We start from the raw sequence: 21327 nt of genomic DNA, 5'->3' as shown, positions 1-21327 counted from the left end.
CCTGGTCGCGCGCCCCTCCTCCACCTTCAGGAGGTGGGGCGCGGCCGGGCCGTACAACCTGAGGGGGACCCCGCTTCGGCACCTGCGGGCGATCCCAGACGGGCGGCGCGCTCCTAGCGTGGAGCCATGACCACGCCTGTGTGCACGCTCGCCTCGAACCCGACGCCGTACCCGTCGTTCTCGGCGTACGTCCGGACCCGTGGCACGACCCTGATGCGCACCGCGCGCTCCCTGACGGCCAACCCGTGCGACGCCGAGGACCTGCTCCAGACGGCCCTCGCCAAGACCTACGTCGCCTGGGACCGCATCGAGGACCACCGGGCCCTGGACGGCTACGTCCGGCGGGCCCTGGTCAACACCCGCACCTCGCAGTGGCGCAAGCGCAAGGTCGACGAGTTCATCTGCGAGGAGGTCCCCGAGAACGAGGACCAGTCCTTCGCCGACCCCGCCGAGGCGCAGGTGCTGCGCGACGCGATGTGGCGGGCGGTGACCCGGCTGCCCGACCGCCAGCGGGCCATGGTCGTCCTGCGCTACTACGAGGACCTGAGCGAGGCGCAGACGGCCGAGCTGCTCGGAGTCTCGGTGGGCACCGTCAAGAGCGCCGTCTCCCGGGCGCTGGTCAAGCTCCGCGAGGACCCGGAACTCACGCCGGTCCGCTGAGGCGCCCCCCCGGAAGCTCTGTTTCACGTGAAACATCGACCCTCACGGACCTTGTTTCACGTGAAACACCGGCCGTGGAACGGCGCCCGGCAGTGAGGGGCCAGCCGCTTTGTACTCCCGGGTAGTGACATGCCGACCGGTACGTGCGCAGAATCGGCAGCATCCGACAACCGCCGTAGCGCCGCAGCGCTCACCGGGAGGACGCTTTGCTGAGCACCATGCAGGATGTACCGCTGCTGATCTCGCGGATCCTGGCCCACGGGTCGACGATTCACGGAGACTCCCAGGTCACGACCTGGACCGGTGAGGCCGAGCCGCACCGGCGCAGCTTCGCCGAGATCGGCGTCCGCGCCGCCCGGCTCGCACACGCCCTGCGTGACGGGCTCGGAGTCCGGCAGGACGAGCGGGTCGCGACCCTCATGTGGAACAACTCCGAGCACGTCGAGGCGTACTTCGCGATCCCGTCCATGGGCGCGGTCCTGCACACGCTCAACCTGAGGCTGCCCCCCGAGCAGCTCGTCTTCATCGTCAACCACGCGGCCGACCGCGTCGTGCTGGTGAACGGCACCCTGCTGCCGCTGCTGGCCCCGCTGCTGCCGCACCTCCCGACCGTCGAGCACGTCGTGGTCGTGGGCGTCGGCGACCGCTCCGCCCTCGACGGACTCGACGTCCGGGTGCACGAGTACGAGGAGCTCCTCGAAGGCCGTCCCGGGCACTACGACTGGCCCGAGCTGGACGAGCGCCAGGCGGCGGCCATGTGCTACACCTCCGGCACCACCGGCGAGCCCAAGGGCGTCGTGTACTCCCACCGCTCGGTCTACCTGCACTCCATGCAGGTCAACATGACCGAGTCGATGGGCCTCACCGACCGCGACACCAGCCTGATCGTGGTGCCGCAGTTCCACGTGAACGCCTGGGGCCTGCCCCACGCCACCTTCATGACCGGCATCAACATGCTGATGCCGGACCGCTTCCTCCAGCCCGCCCCGCTCGCCGAGATGATCGAGCGGGAGAAGCCCACCCACGCGGCGGCCGTCCCCACCATCTGGCAGGGGCTGCTCGCCGAGGTCACCGCGAACCCGCGCGACCTCACCTCGATGAAGCAGGTCACCATCGGCGGCGCCGCCTGCCCGCCCTCCCTGATGGAGGCCTACGACAAGCTCGGCGTCCGCCTCTGCCACGCCTGGGGCATGACGGAGACCTCCCCGCTGGGCACCATGGCGCACCCGCCGGCCGGGCTGACCGCCGAGGAGGAGTGGCCGTACCGCGTCACCCAGGGCCGCTTCCCGGCCGGCGTCGAGGCCCGTCTCATCGGACCCGCCGGGGACGTCCTGCCCTGGGACGGGGAGTCGGCGGGCGAGCTGGAGGTCCGGGGCAACTGGATCGCGGCCGCCTACTACGGCGGGGCGTCCGGTGAACCCCTGCGTCCCGAGGACAAGTTCAGCGCCGACGGCTGGCTGAAGACCGGGGACGTCGGAGTGATCAGCGCCGACGGCTTCCTCACCCTCACCGACCGGGCCAAGGACGTCATCAAGTCCGGCGGCGAGTGGATCTCCAGCGTCGAACTGGAGAACGCGCTGATGGCGCACCCCGAGGTCGCCGAGGCGGCCGTCGTCGCCGTCCCCGACGAGAAGTGGGGCGAGCGCCCCCTGGCCACCGTGGTCCTCAAGGAGGGCGCCACGGCCGACTTCGCCGGGCTGCGCGCCTTCCTCGCCCAGTCGGTCGCCAAGTGGCAGCTGCCGGAGCGCTGGACGTTCGTCGAGGCGGTGCCGAAGACGAGCGTCGGCAAGTTCGACAAGAAGGTGATCCGCAAGCAGTACGCGGACGGCGGCCTGGACGTCACCACCCTCGCCTAGCGGTCCGGCGGGTCAGCCGCGCGTCAGCCAGGAACGCAGCAGCCGGCTGACGGCGGGCATGGCCACGTAGGTCATCAGGGTGCTGAAGACGGCCGCGAAGGCGGCCGTCCGCAGCACGAGGTTCAGGTTCACCAGGTACGGCCCGAGCACCGCGTTGCCGGCCAGCGAGATCGGGAAGATGGCCAGCCCCGAGCTGATCGCCATCTTCCACCGCGGCGGCGCGGGCCGGGTCGTGCCCGGCTTGGCGAACCAGGTCTCCATGCCGTGCAGCTCGCGCCGGGCTATCTCGGTGTGGTGGTGGCCCTCGCAGTTGGCGAACCACGCGGCCCGCTCGGGCGAGTCCTGCCACCGCTGGAACGCCTCCTGGTCGCGGAAGCGGTGCACGAGGAACCAGGGGGCGCCCTCGGCGGCAGGCCGGAACAGCCCGTAGCCGAGGTGGTCCGGGAAGCGCGCGGCGGTCTCCAGGATGCCGCGCGCCCAGCTCTCGAACGCCTCCTCGTAGCCCGGCTCCACCTGACGCGCGATGAGCAGGCTCACCTCCCCGTTGTCGGCGGGGACGCTGTGCTCGGTCGTGTCGGTGATGGCCATCGGACCAGGATGGCTAGTTGGTGCCGATCTTGGCCAGGAGGTCCACGATGCGGCCCTGTACGTCCGGGGTGGTGGACCGCTCGGCGAGGAACAGCACGCTCTCCCCCGAAGCCAGCCGCGGCCGGTCGCCCGGCTCGATCCCGGTGGCCGTGTAGACGACCAGGGGGGTGTGGTTCAGCAGCCCGTTCGCACGGAGCCAGTCCACGATCCCGGCCCGCCGGCGCCGCACCTGCATCAGGTCCATGACCACCAGGTTCGGCCGCATCCGGGTCGCCAGGTCCACGGCGTCGGTGTCGGCGCCCGCCCGGGCGACCTGGAGGCCGCGCCGCTCCAGCGCGGCCGTCAGCGCGGTGGCGACCTCGTCGTGCTCCTCGATCAGCAGCACGCGGGAGGGGTGCTGCTCGCTGTCGCGCGGCGCGAGCGCCTTGAGGAGGACGGCCGGATCGGCGCCGTACGCGGCCTCGCGCGTGGCGTGCCCCAGCCCGGCCGTGACCAGGACGGGGACCTCGGCGGCCACCGCCGCCTGGCGCAGGGACTGCAGGGCGGTCCGGGTGATCGGCCCGGTCAGCGGATCGACGAACAGCGCGGCGGGGAAGGCCGCGATCTGCGCGTCCACCTCCTCACGCGAGTGCACGATCACCGGGCGGTAGCCCCGGTCGCTGAGCGCCTGCTGCGTCTGCGCGTCCGGCGCCGGCCACACCAGCAGCCGGCGCGGGTTGTCGAGCGGCTCGGGCGGCAGCTCGTCGTCCACGGGCTGCGGCACGGGACGGTTGACCACCTCGACGGCGCCGCCGGGCCCGTCGAGCGGCTCTGGGCCCTCGGCTGCGCCCGCCTCGGGGGCCCCTATGGCGAAGGCCCGTCCCTGGGGCGCGGGTTCGGAGAGCCTGCGGCGCCGGCCGGAGCCGGAGCCGCCGGGGCCGGCCGCCGCCGGGTCCACGGCGATGCCCTGGCCCAGGGTGCCGAGCGCGCGCACGTTGATCGGCTGCCCGCCCGCCGGGGCCTCACCGGACTGCCGGGCGCCGGGTACGGCGGCCGCCGCGGTCTCGGAGTCCTCGGGCGCGGTCCGCGCCGCCGGAACGGGCCAGGCGGGGGCGGTGGGCAGCGCACGGCGCCGCCCGGTCGGGAGCGCGGGCTCCGCGCCGCCGCCGGGGCCGGCCGGGTCCTGCGGTTCGGGGGAGGCGGGCGCGCCGAGCACCCGGCGGGCACGGCGCCCGCCCGGGCCGTCGGCGTCGGCTTCAGCGGATCCGGCCGGGGCGGCAGGAGCGCTCGCGGACGGTCCGGCGGGCAGCGCGAAGCCGCCTTCGGGAGCGATGGGCCGCGCCGCCGCGGGGGCCGGGCGGCCGGCCGGCGGCACGGGACCGCCGGGCTGCGCGGGCGCCGCCACCGGGCCCAGCGCACGCCGGCGCCCGGCCGGATGCTCGGTCACCGGTACGGGGGGTACGGCCGGTACGGGCGGCAGCGCGGGCATGGCGGTGCCCTGCGGGGGCACGGGACGTCCGGCACCCGGACGTCCGGAATCGCCGCCGTCGCCGTCACGGCCCCGTCGCCGCCCGGTGCCGAGCCCCGCCGGGTTCACCGGGGACTGGGCGAGCTCCGCCGGGCCCGCGGTGGAATCCTGTTCGTGGTCACCGGGTGCCTCGCCGTCCGCGCGGCGCCGCCCGGACGGCAGCGCCAGCGCGCCTCCGGCCTCGCGCGCTCCGGCGTCCTTCGCCTCGCCGTTGCCGTCGTCAAGGAAGGCGTCCACCCCGCGCCGCCCCCGCCGGCCGCCGGAGACCGTGGCCGGGGCGGCCTCGGGCTCCGGAGCGCTCTCCGGCTCGGGCTCGGGCAGCTCCACCGTCCCGGCGCCGGCGCCCAGCGGCAGCTCCAGCACGTACGCGCCGCCCGGGGCCCCGGGCACCTCCACCGTCTGCAGGAGTCCGCCGTGCGCGGTGACGACGCCCCGCACGATGGGTTCGTGCACGGGGTTGCCGCCCTCGTAGGGGCCGCGCACCTCGATGCGCACGACCTCGCCGCGCTGCGCGGCGGCGACCACGATGGTGGAGTCGCTGTAGCCGCTGCCCTGGCGGGTCTTGCCGGTGGCGTCCACCCCGGCGACGTCCGCGACCAGGTGCGCCAGCGCGGTCGCGACGCGCTCCGCGTCCACCTCGGCCTCGATGGTCGGGGCGTGGACGGCGAACTGGGCCCGGCCGGGGCCGATCAGCTCGACCGCGCCGTCGATGCCCGTCTTGACGACCTCGTTGATCAGGACGTTGGTCTTCTTGAGCTTCTCGCGGCCCGCGTCCAGGCGCTGGTAGCCGAGCACGTTGTCCACCAGGGTGGTCATCCGCGCGTAGCCGGCGGCCAGATGGTGCAGCAGCTGGTTGGCCTCGGGCCACAGCTGTCCGCCGTCGTCGGCGGCCAGGGTGGCCAGCTCCCCGCGCAGCTCCTCCAGCGGCCCGCGCAGCGCGTCGCCGAGGACGGCCGTCAGCTGGGCGTGGCGCGCGGCGAGCGCGTCGTAGGGGCGCCGGTCGGTGAAGGTCATGACGGCGCCGACGAGCAGCTCCCCGTCCCGTACGGGCGAGGTGGTCATGTCGACGGCGACGGCCTGGCCGGCCTTGTTCCACAGCACCTGGCCGCGGACCCGGTGCTTGCGACCGCTGCGCAGGGTGTCGGCGAGCGGGGACTCGTCGAAGGGGAAGGGGGAGCCGTCGGCGCGCGAGTGCTGGATCAGTCCGTGCAGCTCGCGGTTGCCGAGGTCGGTGGCGCGGTAGCCGAGGATCTGGGCGGCCGCCGGGTTGACCAGGACCACGCGGCCGTCGGTGTCCGTGCCCACGACGCCCTCGGCGGCCGCGCGCAGGATCATCTCGGTCTGCCGCTGCGAGCGGGCCAGCTCGGCCTCGGTGTCCACGGCCTCGGTGAGGTCCCGCACGACCAGCATCAGCAGCTCGTCGCCGGTGTACGGCTGGGGCTCGCGGTAGGCGTCACGGCCGTCGAGGTGGGCGCTGGTCACCTCGACGGGGAACTCGGTGCCGTCGGTGCGGCGCGCCGTCATCCGTTTCGGCTTGGAGCGGCCCGTCAGTTCGTCGCCGGGGCGGCGCATCGAACCGGGGATCAGTTTGGAGTCGAACTCGGGGAAGAGGTCGAGCACGCCACGGCCGACCAGGCCGGTGCCGGGGCTCTCCATGACCTCGAGCGCGATCGAATTCGCGTTGACGACCGTGCCGTTGGCATTGACGAGCAACAGCGCGTCCGGAAGGGCGTCGAGTATTGCTGCGAGGCGAGCAGCGCCTCGGGATGGCCTGCTGCTCACGACGAGCGTCCTCCCTGACCACGACTACCGGCATGTCACGGGAGGAGTCTAAGGGCACCGTCCCGCGGCGAGGGGGCGGATGAACGGGGGAAACCGTGCATCCGCCACATCCTCCCAGGTCAGGCACCCGCAGTCGGAAGCACAGGTTCCAGGTTGTCCCAGCGGGCGATGTCGCACCCGTTCTCCCGCCCGAACCGGCTGTCCACCTTCTGTCCGTGCCACGTTCCCGTGACGTGGGCGGTGGCCGGTCCACCGCTCTGGAAGGTGCACATCGCGGACTTCGGCGCGGGGGCGAACGGGTCCTTCCCCTGCTTCGCCAGCGCGTCGAGGCGGGCGCAGGCCTCCTCGGCCTTGGGGTGGTCGCCGCCGACGGGCCGGCAGTCGAGGCGGTACCGGCCGTTGAGGCCGCCCGCCTTGGAGATGTCGATCGTGAGCCGGTCGGGTGAGGCCAGCAGCCGGCCCAGGGGCAGCGGCGGCAGGGGTCCGGCGGCCGCGGCGGCCAGCGCGGAGGTGACGGCGAAGGCGGCGAGACGCAGCATGGGGCACTCCAGGTCGTCCGTACGTCGTACGCCTCACCAACGACCCGCTCGCCCGGACGTTGCGAAGAAGGGGCTTAAGGCTTTGCCCTGCGGCCCCGGCTCCTTGTACCGTGGGAGCGGATTGGTGACCGGCCCTGCGGCTGTGTCATCATCTGCACGCACCCCCATCACGGGGGTGAGCTGGAGGCGTCGCCTAGTCCGGTCTATGGCGCCGCACTGCTAATGCGGTTTGGGGCTTACACCCCATCGAGGGTTCAAATCCCTCCGCCTCCGCACCTCACCGAAGCCCCGGTCCGTATGGACCGGGGCTTCGGTGCGTTCGGGCTCCGGTTCGGTCCCCGGTTGGGGCTCGGACGAGGGCTCCGTGCGTTCGGGCCTCGAAAGCGGGCTCCTGGGGTTTGGGACGGCCCTCCGTGGGTAGCCGTCGCGGTCCCCGCGCCGCCCCCAGCCAGGGCCGGACGATCTTGTTCCTGGGTGTTTCCGCAGGTCAGAGGCGTTGTGGCTTATGGATTTCGCGTCCCGGCCGGGTCCATGTATTGTTGTTCTCGCAAGGCCAACCGGGCAGAAAACGCCGGGAAGCCAAGCACTCGTAGCTTAACGGATAGAGCATCTGACTACGGATCAGAAGGTTGCAGGTTCGAATCCTGCCGAGTGCACAGCCGAAGAGGCCCTCAGGAGAAATCCTGAGGGCCTCTTGCGTATGCCCCGGGACGGGGAAGCGGTACTTCAGACGGAGACCTCCCCCGGGAGGACTCAGGGATGGAATGGCTCCCGCGGGGGACGTGGACCACGGAGCCCGGCCGATACGGTTTTCGGAGATCGTTTCGAAGCTTGATCGGGGGGACTCTCATGGGACTGTTCGGGAACGCGCACACCGTCGATCCGACGACGGCGCAGCGGGACTACGCGCGGCTGCTGGGGCACGGGGAGCAGGTGCATGCCGCGTACCTGCTGGTGCGCGACACGATCCTCTTCACCGACCGGCGGCTGGTGTTCGTCGACAAGCAGGGGCTGACGGGCAAGAAGGTGGAGTACCACTCGATCCCCTACCGGAGCATCACCCACTTCTCGGTGGAGACGGCCGGGCACTTCGACCTCGACGCCGAGCTCAAGATATGGATCTCCGGCAGCGCGGCGCCGATCGAGAAGACCTTCACCAAGGGGGTCGACATCTACGAGATGCAGGCGGTCCTGACGCAGTACGTCGCGCGTTAGCCGGAGTCCTCAGGGGCGGCGGCCGGGCAGGACGCGGGGGAGGCCCGTCACCGACATCACCAGCGAGTAGAGCGAGGTGGTGGCGGTGATGAAGAGGCGGTTGTTCCTCGGGCCGCCGAAGGCGATGTTCGAGACGGGTTCCGGGACGCGCAGGCGGCCGATGAGGTCGCCGTCCGCCGCGTAGCAGTGCACGCCCGACTCCATCGCGGCCGCCCACAGCCGCCCCTCGTCGTCGAAGCGGATGTTGTCGACGGAGGGGCAGGCCGTGAAGACCCGGTCCCCGCTCAGCGTGCCGTCGTCGCCGACCTTGAGGGCGCGGATGTGGCCCGCGCGGGTGTCGGCCGCGTACAGCTCGCTCTCGTCGGGGGAGAAGACGAGCCCGTTCGGCCCCAGGAAGCCGTCGGCGACGAGGCGGACCTCGCCGGTGGCCGGGTCGGCCCGGTAGAGGTTGCAGGCGCCGATCTCGCCCGGGGCGCGCCCGCCCTCGTAGTTGCTGGTGATGCCGAAGTCGGGGTCGGAGAACCAGACCGACCCGTCGGAGCGCACCACCGCGTCGTTCGGGCTGTTGAGCCGCCTGCCGTCGTAGCGGTCGGCGATGACGGTGAGGCGGCCGTCCGGCTCGGTGCGGGTGACCCGCCGGCTGCCCTGCTCACAGGTGATCAGGCGGCCCTCGCGGTCGAGGGTGTTGCCGTTGGAGTGGCCGGCCGGGGAGCGGAAGACGGAGACCGCGCCCGTCGCCTCGTCCCAGCGGAGCATCCGGTCGTTGGGGATGTCGCTCCAGATCAGCTGCCGCCAGGCCGGCAGGTAGAGCGGGCCCTCGGCCCAGCGGCAGTCGTCGTGGAGCCGCTCCAGGCGGAGGTCGCCGTTGGCGCAGCGGCCCGTCCGGAAGCGCTCGTCCAGGATCTCGTACAAGGTGAGGTCGGCAATGCCCAACATGATTCCCCCGTGAGAGTGAACAACTAAATATTGTTCGGCGTGATGGTGAGATTGCAGGATCCGGTACCGTCTTCGCAAGGGTGGGCAGGCATATGGGAGGAAGAACGCGTGGACGACATCGACCGGGCGCTGCTCCTGCGGCTCCAGGAGGACGCCGGGCAGTCCTACGCCGCCCTCGGGACGGCCGTGGGGCTCTCGGCCGGCGCGACTCACGAGCGGGTGCGCAAGCTGCGCGAGCGCGGGGTGATCCGGCGGACCACGGTCGACGTGGATCCGGCGGCCGTCGGCAGCGGGGTGCTGGCCTACGTGATGGTCGACTCCAACGCGTGGATGGGTGAGTCGGCCGAGGCCTTCGCGGCGATCCCGGAGATCCAGGAGGCGCACATCATCGCCGGCAGCGCCTCCGTCCTGGTGAAGGTGCGCACGGCCACGACCGGGCAGCTCCAGGACGTGCTGCGGCGCCTCTACGCCATCGACGGGGTCAGCGGGACACAGGCGACCGTGGTGCTGGAGACCTTCTTCGAGCGGCCGCTGCCGCTGTGAGCGGATCCGCCGCGGGCTGGTGGTGCACCGGGATCCGGTGGAGTGCGGGGCAGCCGGCCATCGGGTGGCTCGGGCAGGGGCGCGGGGAGCGGAGCAGCCCGCTGTCCTACGGGCAGCGGCTGGCCTTCGCCGCCGTGGGCGAGCGGCACTGCCTGGGTGTGCGGCGGGCCGGGAAGCGGACCCCGTGCCCGGCGGGCCGGACCGTGCCGGAGCGGGCCGGGAGCGCCCAGTGTCCCGAGTGCGCCCGGCTGGACCGGTCCTTCTCGGTGGCGGCCGACACCAACGCAGGCGACCCCCGGCCGTACCGGGTGTACCTGGCGTGGTTCGGGCCCGGGATGGTCAAGGTCGGCATCACCGCCGAGGAGCGGGGTCCCGCCCGGCTGCTGGAGCAGGGGGCGGTGACCTGGAGCTGGCTGGGGCGCGGGCCGCTGATGGCGGCGCGGCGCACCGAGGAGCTGCTGCGGGCCGCCCTCGGGGTGCCGGACCGGATCGCCTACGCCCGTAAGCGCGCGGTGCGGGCCGGGCTGCCGGCGGAGGCCGAGCGGGCCCGGGAGGTGGCTGAGTTGCACGCCCGGGCGGCGGGGCTGGAGGGGTGGCCGGAGTCGCTGGAGCGGCTGGAGTGCCGGGTCACCGACCATGCCGGGGCGTTCGGGCTGGCCGCACTGCCCGTCCCCGGGCGCGTCCTCGCCGGGCTGCTGCCCGGTGCGGCCGTCGTGGGGCGGCTGGCGGGGGCCGCGGGGCCGGACCTGCACTTCGCCGACGGGATCGTGGTCGACACCCGGCTGCTGGCCGGCTGGGAACTGGCCGCCGCCCCCGAGGGGGCGGTGACCGACGCCCCGCTGACGGCCGTCGCCCCGCCGGCGGAGGCGGGCGGGCAGGCGGGGCAGGAGGGGCTGTTCTAGCGCCCCCCGAAGGTCAAAAGTTGGATCCCTTTGGCCTCCCGGGGCCGATTCCGGTGGACATGCCGAGGGGGTTCCGCAGAGGGTGGCGGGCATGAGCATCCAGCCCGTTCCGGCGTTCGAACCGCCTTATGTCATGGCCGTATTCAGCAATGTCCGCACCGCCGACGACAGCGGATATCCGGAGGTCCTCGCCCGGATGAACGAGATCGTCCGGGAGAACCCCGGCTTCCTCGGATACGAGTCGGCGCGCACCCCCGGCGGCCTCGGCATCACCGTCGCCTACTTCCGCGACCACGAGTCCCTGGCCGCCTGGCGCACCGACCTGGAGCACCAGGCCGCCATGAAGCAGGGGCGCGCTGACTGGTACGAGAGCTACACCCTGCACGTCGCGACGGTCGAGCGGAGCCACGGCTTTGCCCGCGACCGCTGAGTACGTCCGGGCCTTCCGGGAGAGGCTGGGCCTGCCCGGCCTGGTGGACGTGCACACGCACTTCATGCCCGACCCGGTGATGCGCAAGGTGTGGGACTACTTCGACGCGGCCGGCCCGCTGACCGGAGTCGAGTGGCCCATCACCTACCGGCACGAGGAGGAGCAGCGGGTGGCGCTGCTGCGGGAGTTCGGCGTCCGGGCGTTCACCTCGATGCTCTACCCGCACAAGCCCGACATGGCCGCCTGGCTCAACGCCTGGGCCGAGGGATTCGCCGCCCGCACCCCCGACTGCCTGCACACCGCGACCTTCTTCCCGGAGGAGGACGCGGCGGCGTACGTGGAGCGGGCCGTGGCGTCGGGGGCCCGGGTCTTCAAGGCGCACCTCCAGGTCGGCGGGTACGACCCGAACGACGTCCTGCTCGAACCGGTGTGGGGGCTGCTGGCCGAGGCCCGGATCCCCGTTGTGGTCCACTGCGGATCCGGGCCCGTCGCGGCTGCGCACACCGGGCCCGGGCCGGTCGCCCGGCTGCTGGCCCGCCACCCCCGGCTGCCGCTGATCGTCGCCCACATGGGGATGCCCGAGTACGCCGAGTTCCTCGACCTGGCCGACCGGTACCCCGAGGTGCGCCTGGACACGACCATGGCCTTCACCGACTTCTCCGAGCGGTTCCGCGGCTTCCCGCCGGCGGACCTGGGACGGCTCGCCGACCTCGGGGACCGGATCCTGCTGGGCACCGACTTCCCGAACATCCCCTACCCCTACGAGCACCAGCTGGACTCCCTGGAGCGGCTCGGGCTCGGGGACGACTGGCTGCGCGCGGTCTGCCACGACAACGGCGCCCGGCTGTTCTCCCTGCCCGGCTGACCGCCCCACGCCGCCCGGATCCCTTTCTCAGGAGATTCACAGGTTGGGGCAAGAGGGCTCTCAGAGGCGCGGGACAGCGTGGGGGCATGACAGCGACGACCACCGCCCACGCGTCCACGTCCACCGCGAACCCGACCGCGCTGCTGCGCCCCGACGGCGGGCCCTGCCGGGTCCTCGTCGTCGACGACGAGGCCTCGCTCTCCGAGCTGCTGTCCATGGCCCTGCGCTACGAGGGCTGCGAGGTGCGCAGCGCCGGTGACGGAGCGGGCGCCGTGCGGGCGGCGCGGGAGTTCCGGCCGGACGTGGTGGTCCTCGACGTCATGCTCCCGGACATGGACGGGCTGGCCGTGCTCGGCCTGCTGCGCCGGGAGATCCCCCAGGTCCCGGTGCTGTTCCTGACCGCCAAGGACTCCGTCGAGGACCGCATCGCGGGACTGACGGCGGGCGGCGACGACTACGTCACCAAGCCGTTCAGCCTGGAGGAGGTCGTGGCCCGGCTGCGCGGACTGGTCCGCCGCTCCGGCGCGGCGCAGGCCGCGCGCGGCGGCTCGGTCCTCTCCGTCGGCGACCTGAGCCTCGACGAGGACAGTCACGAGGTGGTCCGCGGCGGCCAGGAGGTCCACCTCACGGCCACCGAGTTCGAGCTGCTGCGCTACCTGATGCGCAATCCGCGCCGGGTGCTCAGCAAGGCGCAGATCCTGGACCGGGTCTGGTCGTACGACTTCGGCGGGCAGGCCAACGTGGTGGAGCTCTACATCTCCTACCTGCGGCGGAAGCTGGAGGGTGGCACCGGGCTGCCCCCGATGATCCACACCCGGCGCGGCGCCGGCTACCTGATCAAGCCGGCCGAGTAGTGGCACTCCGCCCGCGCCGGCCGCGGTCCGGCCGTTCCGGACGGCGTGGGCCGCGGCGCCGCCGGCCTTGGTCCCTGCGGACCCGGCTGGTCGTGTCGGCGGTGGCGCTGATCGCCGTGGTGGGCGCGGCCATCGGCACCGTCACCACCCTCGCCATGCGCTCCCGGCTGATGGGCGAGCTGGACACGCAGCTGCACACGTCGGTGGAGATGTCCGTCCGGGGGCTTCGAGGGCCGGGGGCCGGCAAGGCGGCTCGCGACGGCAGCCTCGGCTTCGGCTTCGCCCCGGGCTCCCCCATGGGTGCCGCCGGGATCCGCCTCGACGCGGACCGCAAGGTGATCGGCGGCGCCCGGATCGCTCCCGTGGAGGGGCCGGGCCTCGACCAGCGGGAGGTCCTCACCCAGGCGCAGACGGCCGCACTGGAACACGTCGCGCGGACGGCGGGTCCGGGCCGGTCCCGGGCCGTGGACGTGGACCTGCCCGGTCTCGGCGCCTACCGGGCGATGGCCGCGCCCGACGGGGCGCTGGTGCTGGCCTTCCCCGTCGAGGGGGTGGACTCCACCGTGAACACCCTGATCGCCGTGGAGGTCTGCGTCACCCTGGCCGGGCTGCTCGCCGCCTCCCTCGCCGGACAGGCACTGGTCGCGGTCGCCCTGCGCCCGCTGCGCCGGGTCGCCGCCACCGCCACCCGGGTCTCCGAACTCCCCCTGCACAGCGGTGAACCCGCCCTGCACGAGCGGGTGCCCGACGCCGAGGCGGATCCCCGCACCGAGGTGGGGCAGGTCGGCGCGGCCCTCAACCGGATGCTGGGGCACGTCTCCTCGGCGCTGACGGCCCGCCAGCAGAGCGAGACGCAGGTCCGCCAGTTCGTCGCCGACGCCTCCCACGAACTGCGCACCCCGCTCGCCTCCATCCGCGGCTACGCCGAACTCACGCGCCGGGGGCGCGAGGAGCCCGGGCCCGACACCCGCCACGCGCTGGCCCGGATCGAGTCCGAGGCCACCCGGATGACCGGACTCGTCGAGGACCTGCTGCTGCTGGCCCGGCTGGACGCGGGCCGCCCGCTGTCCCGCGAGGACACCGACCTGGCCCCGCTCGTCGTCGACGCCGTCAGCGACGCCCGGGCCGCCGGCCCCGGCCACCACTGGCACCTCGCGCTGCCCGACGAGCCCGCGCCCGTCCTGGCCGACCCGGCCCGGATCCAGCAGGTCCTGGTGAACCTCCTCGCCAACGCCCGGACCCACACCCCGCCGGGGACCACCGTCACGGCCCGTGTTTCACGTGAAACATCCGCCGTCCGGCTGCGGATCGAGGACGACGGGCCCGGGATCCCCGCCGAGCTGATGCCCCACGTCTTCGAGCGCTTCGCCCGGGGCGACGCCTCGCGCTCCCGTGCGGCCGGCTCCACCGGCCTGGGCCTGGCCATCGTCCAGGCCGTGGTCACGGCCCACGACGGTGAGGTCGGCGTGCACAGCGAGCCCGGCCGCACCTGCTTCGAGGTGCTCCTCCCGCTCGCCGCTGACCCCGCTCCCGTGCCGCGGCCCGATCCGTGGAACGAGGCGCGGACCGAGGCGCCGAACGAGGTGCGGACCGAGGCGTGGACCGACTCACAGAGGGACCACAGGCTCAGCACACCGAGGTGACAGGGCGCCCGGAGAGGGTCGGAACATGCCAACCGACACCTCCTCCGACGCCCTCCCGGCGCGGGCGCCGCTCGCCCCCGCGCCCGGTGAGCCCGTACTCGACGTGGTGATCCCGGTCTACAACGAGGAAAGGGACCTCGGCCCCTGTGTGCGCCGGCTGCACGCCCACCTCACCCGGACCTTCCCGTACCCCTTCCGCATCACCATCGCCGACAACGCCAGCACCGACCGCACCCCCGCGTTCGCGGCCGAGCTCGCCGCCGGCATCCCGGGCGTGCGCAGCGTCCGGCTGGAGGAGAAGGGCCGGGGCCGCGCCCTGCGCACCGTCTGGACCCGCTCGGAGGCACCCGTCCTCGCCTACATGGACGTGGACCTCTCCACCGACCTGAACGCACTGCTGCCGCTGGTCGCCCCGCTGATCTCCGGCCATTCCGACCTGGCCATCGGCACCCGGCTCGCCCGCTCCTCGCGCGTGGTGCGCGGAGCGAAGCGGGAGTTCGTCTCCCGCGCCTACAACCTGCTGCTGCGGTCCTCGCTCGCCGCCCGCTTCAGCGACGCCCAGTGCGGGTTCAAGGCCATCCGGCGGGAGGTGGCCGAGCGGCTGCTGCCGCTCGTCGAGGACACCGGCTGGTTCTTCGACACCGAGATGCTGGTGCTGGCCGAGCGGGCCGGGCTGCGCATCCACGAGGTGCCGGTGGACTGGGTCGACGACCCCGACTCCACCGTCCACATCGTGAAGACGGCCACCGAGGACCTGAAGGGCGTCTGGCGGGTGGGCCGGGCACTGGCCCTCGGGGCGCTCCCCCTGGACCGGCTCGCCCGCCCTTTCGGCGACGACCCCCGCGACCGCACCGCCCTGCCCGGAGTGCCGCGCGGGCTGGCCCGTCAGCTGCTCGGCTTCTGCGCGGTCGGCCTGCTGTCCACCCTCTGCTACCTCGCCCTGTACTCCCTCTTCCGGCTCGGCGCCGGACCGCAGGCCGCCAACGCGGCCGCCCTGCTGGTCTCCGCCGTGGCCAACACCGCCGCCAACCGCCGGCTCACCTTCGGCGTCCGGGGCCGGGACCGGGCCCTGCGCCACCAGGCCCAGGGCCTGGTCGTGTTCGCCATCGGGCTGGCCCTGACCAGCGGTTCGCTCGCCGCCCTCGGAGCGGCCACCGACCGCCCCGCCCACGGCACCGAACTGGCCGTGCTGATCACCGCCAACCTCGCCGCCACCGTGCTGCGGTTCCTGCTCTTCCGCGCCTGGGTCTTCCCCGAGCGCCGCACCGCTCCCGTTCCCGTGAAGGACGACCACCGATGACCACGGCCCTACCGCCCTTCGATTCCCCGTTCCCCGAACGGGCCCCCGCCCCCGACCGGGCGGCGGCCGGGGCCGCGCGGCCGGCCGCCACCGTCCGGCCCCGCTGGGAGCGGCCCGCGTACGCGGCGCTGCTGCTCGGCGCCGCCCTGCTCCTGCTGTGGAACCTGGGCTCCTCCGGCTACGCCAACTCCTTCTACTCCGCGGCCGTACAGGCGGGCTCGGAGAGCTGGAAGGCCTTCTTCTTCGGCTCCTCCGACGCCGGGAACTCCATCACCGTCGACAAGCCCCCGGCCGCCCTGTGGCCGATGATGCTGTCCGTCCGGATGTTCGGGCTCGGCTCCTGGCAGATCCTCGTCCCGCAGGCCCTGATGGGCGTGGCCACCACCGCCGTCCTGTACGCGGCCGTACGCCGCCAGTTCGGGCCCGCGGCCGCCCTGCTCAGCGGGACCGCCTTCGCGCTCACGCCGGTCGCCGCGCTGATGTTCCGCTTCAACAACCCCGACGCGCTGCTGACGCTGCTGCTGACCGTCACCGTGTACTGCGTGCTGCGCGCCCTCGACGGGGCGCGGACCGGATGGCTGGTGGGCGCCGGGGTGGCGATCGGTCTGGGCTTCCTGACCAAGACCCTCCAGGCCTTCGTCATCCTGCCGCCGCTGGCCCTGCTGTACGCCGTCTGCGCGCCGACCCGGCTGCGCCGCAGGCTCGGCCAGCTGCTGCTCGCCGGGGCCGCGATGGTGGTCTCCGGCGGCTGGTGGGTGGCCGTCGTGGAACTGTGGCCCGCCTCCTCGCGCCCGTACATCGGCGGCTCGCAGCACAACTCCTTCCTGGAACTGACCTTCGGCTACAACGGCCTGGGCCGGCTCAACGGCGACGAGACGGGCAGCGTGGGCGGGGGCCGGACCCGTGGGGCCGCCGGCGCGTTCGGGTCGTACGGGCTGCCCGAGGGCGGCCCGGGCCTGCGCGCCGGGGGCTGGGGGGAGACCGGCGTGGGCCGGCTCTTCTCCTCGAACGTGGGCGGCCAGATCTCCTGGCTGCTGCCCGCGGCCCTGGTGCTGCTGGTGGCCGGGCTGGTGGTGACCTGGCGGGCCGGACGGTCCGCCGACTCCCTCCAGGGCATGGCCCGCGCGGCCTTCCTGGCCTGGGGCGGCTGCCTGCTGATCACCGCCGCGGTGTTCAGCTGGATGCAGGGCATCTTCCACGAGTACTACACGGTCGCGCTGGCGCCGTTCGTGGCCGCGCTGGTGGGCATGGGCGTGGCCGTGCTGTGGGAGGAGCGGGGCGCCAGGGCCGCCGCGCTCACCCTGTCCGGGACCCTCGCCCTGACCGCCGTCTGGTCGTACGTGCTGCTCGGCCGCTCCTCCGGCTACCTGCCGTGGCTGCGCTGGGCGGTACTCGCGGCCGGGCTGCTGGCCGCCGTCGCGCTGCCGTTCGCCGCCCGGCTGGGACGCCGGGTGCTGCTCGGGGCGGCGGTGCTGGGGCTGGGCGCGGCCCTGGCGGGCCCGTTCGCGTACTGCCTGACCACGATCGGCACCGGGCACACGGGCTCGATCGTCACGGCCGGTCCGGCGGTGGCCGGCGGGCGGGGCGGTCCCATGGGGTTCGGTCCGGCCGGTGAGCGGTTCCGGGGCGGCCTGCCGGGCCTGCCCGGCGGCGGCCCGGGCGGCGGAGCACCGCAGGGAGCACCCCAGGGCGGCCAAGGAGGCCAGGGCGGGCAGGGCGGGCAGGCGGGCCAGGGGGGCATGCCGCAGGGCGGTCCGCAGGGCGGCGCACCCGGCTTCGGCGGGCCGGGCGGTACGGGCGGCGGCACGGGTGTCGGCGCGGCCCGGTCGGGCAGCGGCAGGGCCGGCCAGGCGGGCGGCCCCGGTATGCGGGGCGGCGCCGGCGGGCTGCTCGACGGGGCACGGGTCTCCGCCGCGGCCAAGGCCGCGCTGCGCGCCGACGCCGGCCGCTACACCTGGGCCGCGGCCGCCATCGGCTCGCAGAACGCGGCGAGTTACCAGCTGGCCTCCGGCCGCCCCGTGATGCCCCTCGGCGGCTTCAACGGAAGCGACCCCTCGCCGACGCTGGAGCGGTTCAAGGAGTACGTCAAGGCCGGGAGGATCCACTACTTCATCGCCCAGGGCGGCCTCGAAGACGGGGGAGAGGCCCGTACGGCCGGTCGGGCGGGCGGTCAGGGAGGTCCGGGCGGGTCGGTCAGTACGGCCGTCGACACCTGGGTGAAGGCCAACTTCAAGGCCGTCACCATCGGCGGGGCCACCTTCTACGACCTGACGGCCCCTTCGACCGGCACGTCCTGAACCGGCCCTGATCCGTCGGAGACCCCCTAGCATCAAGAGGGCGGACCGGGCATTCCGGGCTGATCCCCTTGTGATGAGGAGGGCACCTCGATGGTGACCGAGGCTGATCCGGGCGGGGCCAGGACCAGTGTGTGGCTGGCCGTGAGGCCCGCCGCCCCGGTCAGACGCCGTACCGAGGCCCCCTCGGGGCTGGACCGGGACCGGATCACCGCCGCCACCGTGCGGCTCCTGGACGCGGAAGGGCTCGGCCGCTTCTCCATGCGGAGGCTGGCGGCCGAGCTGGGGGTCACCGCGATGTCCCTGTACTGGTACGTGGACACCAAGCACGATCTGCTCGAACTGGCCCTGGACAGCGCCCTGGGCCGGCTGCGGCTGCCGGCCGGGCCGCCCCCGGAGGAGCCCTGGCACAGCCGGCTGCGGGCGCTGGCCTGCGGCTACCGCGGGCTGCTGGCGGAGCACCCCTGGGTGGCTCCGCTCAGCGCGTTCTACCCGAACATCGGCCCGCACGCGCGGGCCCTCGACGCCGCCCTGCACCGCCTGCTGGAGGCGGCCGGACTGGCGGACGCCGGCCGGACCGGCGCCCACCTGGCCGTGTCGCAGTTCCTGAACGGCTGCGCCCTGCACGGCTGCGGGGGCACGGTCCGGCGGGCACCGGAGGCGGACTTCGCCCTGGCCCTCGACGTCCTCATCGCGGGCATCGAGGCCAAGGCCCCGCCCCCGCCCGCACCCCGGCCCACGAGGACGGCCCGGGACTGAACCCCTTCGGGTCCACTCCCGGGCCGCTTCCCGCGGGGCCGTGCGGTCAGCTCAGCCCTGCGACGGCACCTCGGCCGCCGTACCGGCCGGGGTCCGGGCGCCGCCCTCGGCGGCCGGGGAGTGCGCGGCCGGCTTCGACTTCAGCGCGACCTCCTTGATGAAGACCACCAGCACCAGCCCGAGGAGCGCGCTCGGCGCGGCGTAGAGGAAGACGTCGCCGACGCCGTGCCCGTACGCGGACTCCATGACCTGCCGCAGCGGTGCGGGCAGCTTGTCGAGGTCGGGGATCCCGCCCCCGCCGGTGCCGCCGTGTCCCAGGGCCGCCGCCTTCGGGCCGAGTGCGGCCAGCCCGTCCTTGACGTAGTGGGTGACCCGGTTGGCCATGACCGCGCCCAGCGCGGAGACGCCCATGGCGCCGCCGAGGGAGCGGAAGAAGGTGACGACGGAGCTGGCCGCGCCGAGGTCCTCGGGGGCGACCTGGTTCTGCGTGGCGAGGACCAGGTTCTGCATCATCATGCCGAGACCGAGGCCGGTCAGCGCCATGAAGACGGCGATGCGCCAGTACGGGGTGTCGTAGCGCAGGGTGCCCAGCAGTCCGAGTCCGGCGGTGAGCAGGACGCCGCCGGAGACCAGGAAGGCCTTCCACCTGCCGGTCTTGGTGATGATCTGGCCGGAGACCGTGGAGGAGACGAAGAGGCCGCCGATCATCGGGATGGTGAGGATGCCCGACATGGTGGGGGACTCGTTGCGGGCCAGCTGGAAGTACTGGCTGAAGAAGACCGTGCCGGAGAACATCGCGATGCCGACGAAGAGCGAGGCGCCGGAGGCCAGGCTGATGGTCTTGTTGCGGAAGAGCCGCAGCGGGATGATCGGGTCGCTCGCGCGGGACTCCACCAGGAGGAACAGCAGGCCGAGGACGACGGCGCCGCCGGTCATCGCCAGGGTGGCCCAGGAGATCCAGTCGTACGAGTCGCCGGCCTGCGTCACCCAGATCAGCAGCAGCGAGACGGCGCCGCTGATCAGGAAGGCGCCCAGCCAGTCGACCTTCACGTCCCGGCGGACGACCGGCAGGTGCAGGGTGCGCTGGAGGACGATCAGGGCGATGACCGCGAAGGGCACGCCGACGTAGAAGCACCAGCGCCAGCCGAGCCACGAGGTGTCGGTGATGACGCCGCCGAGCAGCGGGCCGCCCACGGTGGCGACGGCGAAGACCGCGCCGAGGTAGCCGCTGTAGCGGCCGCGCTCGCGCGGGGAGATCATCGCGGCCATCACGATCTGGGCGAGGGCGGAGAGGCCGCCGACGCCGATGCCCTGGACGACGCGGCAGGCGATGAGCATGCCGGTGTTCTGGGACAGGCCCGCGACGACGGAGCCGAGGACGTAGATGACCAGGGATATCTGGACGAGCAGCTTCTTGCTGAAGAGGTCCGACAGCTTGCCCCACAGCGGGGTCGCGGCCGTCATCGACAGCAGGGCGGCGGTGACGACCCAGGTGTAGGAGGACTGGGTGCCGCCGAGGTCGCTGATGATCTGGGGCAGGGCGTTGGAGACGATCGTGGAGGACAGGATCGCCACGAACATGCCGAGCATCAGCCCGGACAGCGCCTTCATGATCTGGGAGTGGGTCATGGGCGCGCCGTCGGACGTGGTCTCCGACTGGCCGCCTCCCCGCACACCGGAGGGTGTGGTCGTAGCCATGTGTTTCCTTTGCCTAGAAGCTCGATCGGAGTCGGGCCAGCAGGGTGTTGAGTGCGTCGATGTCCTCGGCCGACCAGTCGGCCAGGGCCTTCTCCAGCGCGTCCGTGTAGCGGGCGCCGAGCTCGGCGAGCACGGCGCGCCCCTCCTCGGTCAGGCGCAGGATCCGGCAGCGGCCGTCGCCGGGGTCGGTCTCCCGCTCGATCCAGCCGCGCTGTGCCACGTGGGCGACGTGCCGGCTGCTGACGGAGATGTCGACGGCCATGAACTCGGTGAGCCGGCTGAGCCGCATCTCGCCGTGCCGGTCGAGGACGGTGAGGACGGCGGCGGCGCCGGGCGGGCAGGTCGGGGGCAGCACCCGGGCCAGGTCGCGCTTGACCGCCCCGATGCCGGTGAGCTGGCGGGCCAGCTCCTCGTACCGGGTGTTCTGCGCCGTCTGCGTGGCCACCGGACCGCCCCCATCTCGTTGCTTTGGGCAACCATAGAAGAGCATGGTTGCTACAGGCAAATGATTTCGGGGGGTGGGGCGGTAAAGGAATCGGAAAACCCGCTAGGGTCCAGCCATGGCCGCAGACCACAACTCACCTGAAGCCGGTGGCTCCTACGACTCCGCCGGCAGTACTCAGATGTTCCGCGCCTTCGTGGCGGAGGGGGACGGCCAGGCGGCCCGCACCCCGTCCGTGCCGGGTTCGCGGCGCCGGCCCAAGGAGTCCGGGTCGAAGGCGGGCGGCTGGCCCATGCTGGTGCTCGGGCTGGCGCTGATGGCCGGGGCGGCCGTGTGGCTGGTCCTCCGCTGACCTGCCCGAGGGGCCTCAGTTCCAGGTGGCGGTGACGCCGCGGGTCTCCACGTGCATGCCGAGGGGGACCCGCCAGGCCTCCACGCAGACCGTGTAGGTCTGCGTCCTGGAGCTCCCGCCCGCGATGGGGGCGGGCAGCGGCTGGGCCGTGGTGAGGGTGGC

General features: G+C 73.4%; 19 protein-coding genes and 2 tRNA genes. 15 read left to right on the top strand and 6 right to left on the bottom strand.

The features are described 5' to 3' along the window. Positions 1-126: 126 nt before the first annotated feature. Positions 127-660 (top strand): SigE family RNA polymerase sigma factor, encoded by a 534-nt coding sequence (locus AB0O29_RS02410; protein WP_365144798.1) that lies wholly within the window; start codon positions 127-129, stop codon positions 658-660. Positions 661-866: 206 nt separating this feature from the next. Next, positions 867-2516 carry a long-chain fatty acid--CoA ligase gene (locus AB0O29_RS02405; RefSeq protein WP_365144795.1) on the top strand — a complete coding sequence of 550 codons (1650 nt, stop codon included), beginning with the start codon at positions 867-869 and terminating at the stop codon, positions 2514-2516. Positions 2517-2528: 12 nt separating this feature from the next. Here the strand turns inward: AB0O29_RS02405 and AB0O29_RS02400 are convergent, their stop codons facing one another. The 3 genes from AB0O29_RS02400 to AB0O29_RS02390 form a co-directional block, all read right to left on the bottom strand. Beyond that, positions 2529-3104: an antibiotic biosynthesis monooxygenase gene (locus tag AB0O29_RS02400; protein WP_365144793.1), complete on the bottom strand. Its 576-nt coding sequence runs from the start codon at positions 3102-3104 to the stop codon at positions 2529-2531. A 13-nt stretch (positions 3105-3117) separates the two neighbouring features. Next, the gene (locus tag AB0O29_RS02395; RefSeq protein WP_365144790.1) at positions 3118-6393 is read right to left on the bottom strand and encodes a PAS domain-containing protein; all 3276 of its coding nucleotides are present in this window, start codon (positions 6391-6393) and stop codon (positions 3118-3120) included. Between the two features lie 119 nt (positions 6394-6512). Next, positions 6513-6932 (bottom strand): SSI family serine proteinase inhibitor, encoded by a 420-nt coding sequence (locus AB0O29_RS02390; RefSeq protein ID WP_365144787.1) that lies wholly within the window; start codon positions 6930-6932, stop codon positions 6513-6515. 182 nt (positions 6933-7114) lie between these two features. On the opposite strand from AB0O29_RS02390, the gene AB0O29_RS02385 reads away from it, so the two are divergent. The 3 genes from AB0O29_RS02385 (at position 7115) to AB0O29_RS02375 (ending at position 8147) form a co-directional block, all read left to right on the top strand. Further along, positions 7115-7205 (top strand) — tRNA-Ser (locus AB0O29_RS02385). Positions 7206-7515: 310 nt separating this feature from the next. Beyond that, positions 7516-7588 (top strand) — tRNA-Arg (locus AB0O29_RS02380). A gap of 193 nt (positions 7589-7781) precedes the next feature. Continuing rightward, positions 7782-8147, top strand: a complete 366-nt coding sequence (locus AB0O29_RS02375) for a PH domain-containing protein (protein WP_365144784.1) — start codon at positions 7782-7784, stop codon at positions 8145-8147. A gap of 9 nt (positions 8148-8156) precedes the next feature. Here AB0O29_RS02375 and AB0O29_RS02370 read toward each other — a convergent pair whose 3' ends face one another. Beyond that, on the bottom strand, positions 8157-9083 hold the full coding sequence (locus AB0O29_RS02370) for an SMP-30/gluconolactonase/LRE family protein (protein ID WP_365144781.1): 927 nt from the start codon (positions 9081-9083) through the stop codon (positions 8157-8159). Positions 9084-9191: 108 nt separating this feature from the next. Between AB0O29_RS02370 and AB0O29_RS02365 the strand changes: the two genes are divergently transcribed. The 9 genes from AB0O29_RS02365 (at position 9192) to AB0O29_RS02325 (ending at position 18673) form a co-directional block, all read left to right on the top strand. Beyond that, entirely contained in the window at positions 9192-9626 is a 435-nt protein-coding gene (locus AB0O29_RS02365) for an Lrp/AsnC family transcriptional regulator (protein ID WP_365144778.1), read from the top strand. Further along, positions 9623-10528, top strand: coding sequence for a DUF2797 domain-containing protein (locus AB0O29_RS02360; RefSeq protein WP_365144775.1), 906 nt, complete (start codon positions 9623-9625; stop codon positions 10526-10528). Before AB0O29_RS02365 ends, AB0O29_RS02360 begins: the two co-directional genes overlap by 4 nt. Positions 10529-10619: 91 nt before the next feature. Then, positions 10620-10958, top strand: coding sequence for an antibiotic biosynthesis monooxygenase (locus AB0O29_RS02355; RefSeq protein WP_365144773.1), 339 nt, complete (start codon positions 10620-10622; stop codon positions 10956-10958). After that, a complete protein-coding gene (locus AB0O29_RS02350) occupies positions 10942-11823 on the top strand; it encodes an amidohydrolase family protein (RefSeq protein WP_365144770.1) in 882 nt (293 codons plus the stop codon). Before AB0O29_RS02355 ends, AB0O29_RS02350 begins: the two co-directional genes overlap by 17 nt. Before the next feature lie 86 nt (positions 11824-11909). Continuing rightward, on the top strand, positions 11910-12677 hold the full coding sequence (locus AB0O29_RS02345; protein ID WP_365144767.1) for a response regulator transcription factor: 768 nt from the start codon (positions 11910-11912) through the stop codon (positions 12675-12677). Positions 12678-12769: 92 nt separating this feature from the next. Further along, a complete protein-coding gene (locus AB0O29_RS02340; protein WP_365144764.1) occupies positions 12770-14320 on the top strand; it encodes a HAMP domain-containing sensor histidine kinase in 1551 nt (516 codons plus the stop codon). Positions 14321-14345: 25 nt separating this feature from the next. Then, on the top strand, positions 14346-15620 hold the full coding sequence (locus AB0O29_RS02335; RefSeq protein ID WP_365144762.1) for a bifunctional glycosyltransferase family 2/GtrA family protein: 1275 nt from the start codon (positions 14346-14348) through the stop codon (positions 15618-15620). Further along, entirely contained in the window at positions 15617-17917 is a 2301-nt protein-coding gene (locus AB0O29_RS02330) for a glycosyltransferase family 39 protein (RefSeq protein WP_365144759.1), read from the top strand. The genes AB0O29_RS02335 and AB0O29_RS02330 overlap by 4 nt, the downstream gene beginning before the upstream one ends. A 90-nt stretch (positions 17918-18007) precedes the next feature. Beyond that, positions 18008-18673: a TetR/AcrR family transcriptional regulator C-terminal domain-containing protein gene (locus tag AB0O29_RS02325; RefSeq protein WP_365144756.1), complete on the top strand. Its 666-nt coding sequence runs from the start codon at positions 18008-18010 to the stop codon at positions 18671-18673. A 51-nt stretch (positions 18674-18724) separates the two neighbouring features. On the opposite strand, the gene AB0O29_RS02320 is transcribed toward AB0O29_RS02325, so the two are convergent. Both AB0O29_RS02320 and AB0O29_RS02315 read right to left on the bottom strand, forming a co-directional pair. Then, the gene (locus tag AB0O29_RS02320; protein ID WP_365144753.1) at positions 18725-20371 is read right to left on the bottom strand and encodes an MDR family MFS transporter; all 1647 of its coding nucleotides are present in this window, start codon (positions 20369-20371) and stop codon (positions 18725-18727) included. Between the two features lie 13 nt (positions 20372-20384). Further along, complete coding sequence (locus tag AB0O29_RS02315) at positions 20385-20861, bottom strand: MarR family transcriptional regulator (protein ID WP_365144751.1); 477 nt, start codon at positions 20859-20861, stop codon at positions 20385-20387. Positions 20862-20931: 70 nt separating this feature from the next. On the opposite strand from AB0O29_RS02315, the gene AB0O29_RS02310 reads away from it, so the two are divergent. Next, positions 20932-21165, top strand: coding sequence for a hypothetical protein (locus tag AB0O29_RS02310; protein ID WP_365144748.1), 234 nt, complete (start codon positions 20932-20934; stop codon positions 21163-21165). Positions 21166-21327 lie beyond the last annotated feature (162 nt).

The organism is Streptomyces sp. NPDC089915 (genome assembly GCF_040684675.1).
GTDB lineage: Bacteria > Actinomycetota > Actinomycetes > Streptomycetales > Streptomycetaceae > Streptomyces.
Note: the sequence above shows the minus strand (reverse complement) of the source record. Positions and strands in the feature narration are given on the sequence as shown.

What these genes read in the sequence shown, in the direction of transcription:
- AB0O29_RS02410 (WP_365144798.1), top strand. Translation starts at nt 127, where the DNA reads ATGACCACGCCTGTGTGCACGCTCGCCTCGAACCCGACGCCGTACCCG.
- AB0O29_RS02400 (WP_365144793.1), bottom strand. Translation starts at nt 3,104, where the DNA reads ATGGCCATCACCGACACGACCGAGCACAGCGTCCCCGCCGACAACGGG.
- AB0O29_RS02390 (WP_365144787.1), bottom strand. Translation starts at nt 6,932, where the DNA reads ATGCTGCGTCTCGCCGCCTTCGCCGTCACCTCCGCGCTGGCCGCCGCG.
- AB0O29_RS02375 (WP_365144784.1), top strand. Translation starts at nt 7,782, where the DNA reads ATGGGACTGTTCGGGAACGCGCACACCGTCGATCCGACGACGGCGCAG.
- AB0O29_RS02370 (WP_365144781.1), bottom strand. Translation starts at nt 9,083, where the DNA reads ATGTTGGGCATTGCCGACCTCACCTTGTACGAGATCCTGGACGAGCGC.
- AB0O29_RS02355 (WP_365144773.1), top strand. Translation starts at nt 10,620, where the DNA reads ATGAGCATCCAGCCCGTTCCGGCGTTCGAACCGCCTTATGTCATGGCC.
- AB0O29_RS02345 (WP_365144767.1), top strand. Translation starts at nt 11,910, where the DNA reads ATGACAGCGACGACCACCGCCCACGCGTCCACGTCCACCGCGAACCCG.
- AB0O29_RS02335 (WP_365144762.1), top strand. Translation starts at nt 14,346, where the DNA reads ATGCCAACCGACACCTCCTCCGACGCCCTCCCGGCGCGGGCGCCGCTC.
- AB0O29_RS02330 (WP_365144759.1), top strand. Translation starts at nt 15,617, where the DNA reads ATGACCACGGCCCTACCGCCCTTCGATTCCCCGTTCCCCGAACGGGCC.
- AB0O29_RS02325 (WP_365144756.1), top strand. Translation starts at nt 18,008, where the DNA reads ATGGTGACCGAGGCTGATCCGGGCGGGGCCAGGACCAGTGTGTGGCTG.
- AB0O29_RS02320 (WP_365144753.1), bottom strand. Translation starts at nt 20,371, where the DNA reads ATGGCTACGACCACACCCTCCGGTGTGCGGGGAGGCGGCCAGTCGGAG.
- AB0O29_RS02315 (WP_365144751.1), bottom strand. Translation starts at nt 20,861, where the DNA reads ATGCTCTTCTATGGTTGCCCAAAGCAACGAGATGGGGGCGGTCCGGTG.
- AB0O29_RS02310 (WP_365144748.1), top strand. Translation starts at nt 20,932, where the DNA reads ATGGCCGCAGACCACAACTCACCTGAAGCCGGTGGCTCCTACGACTCC.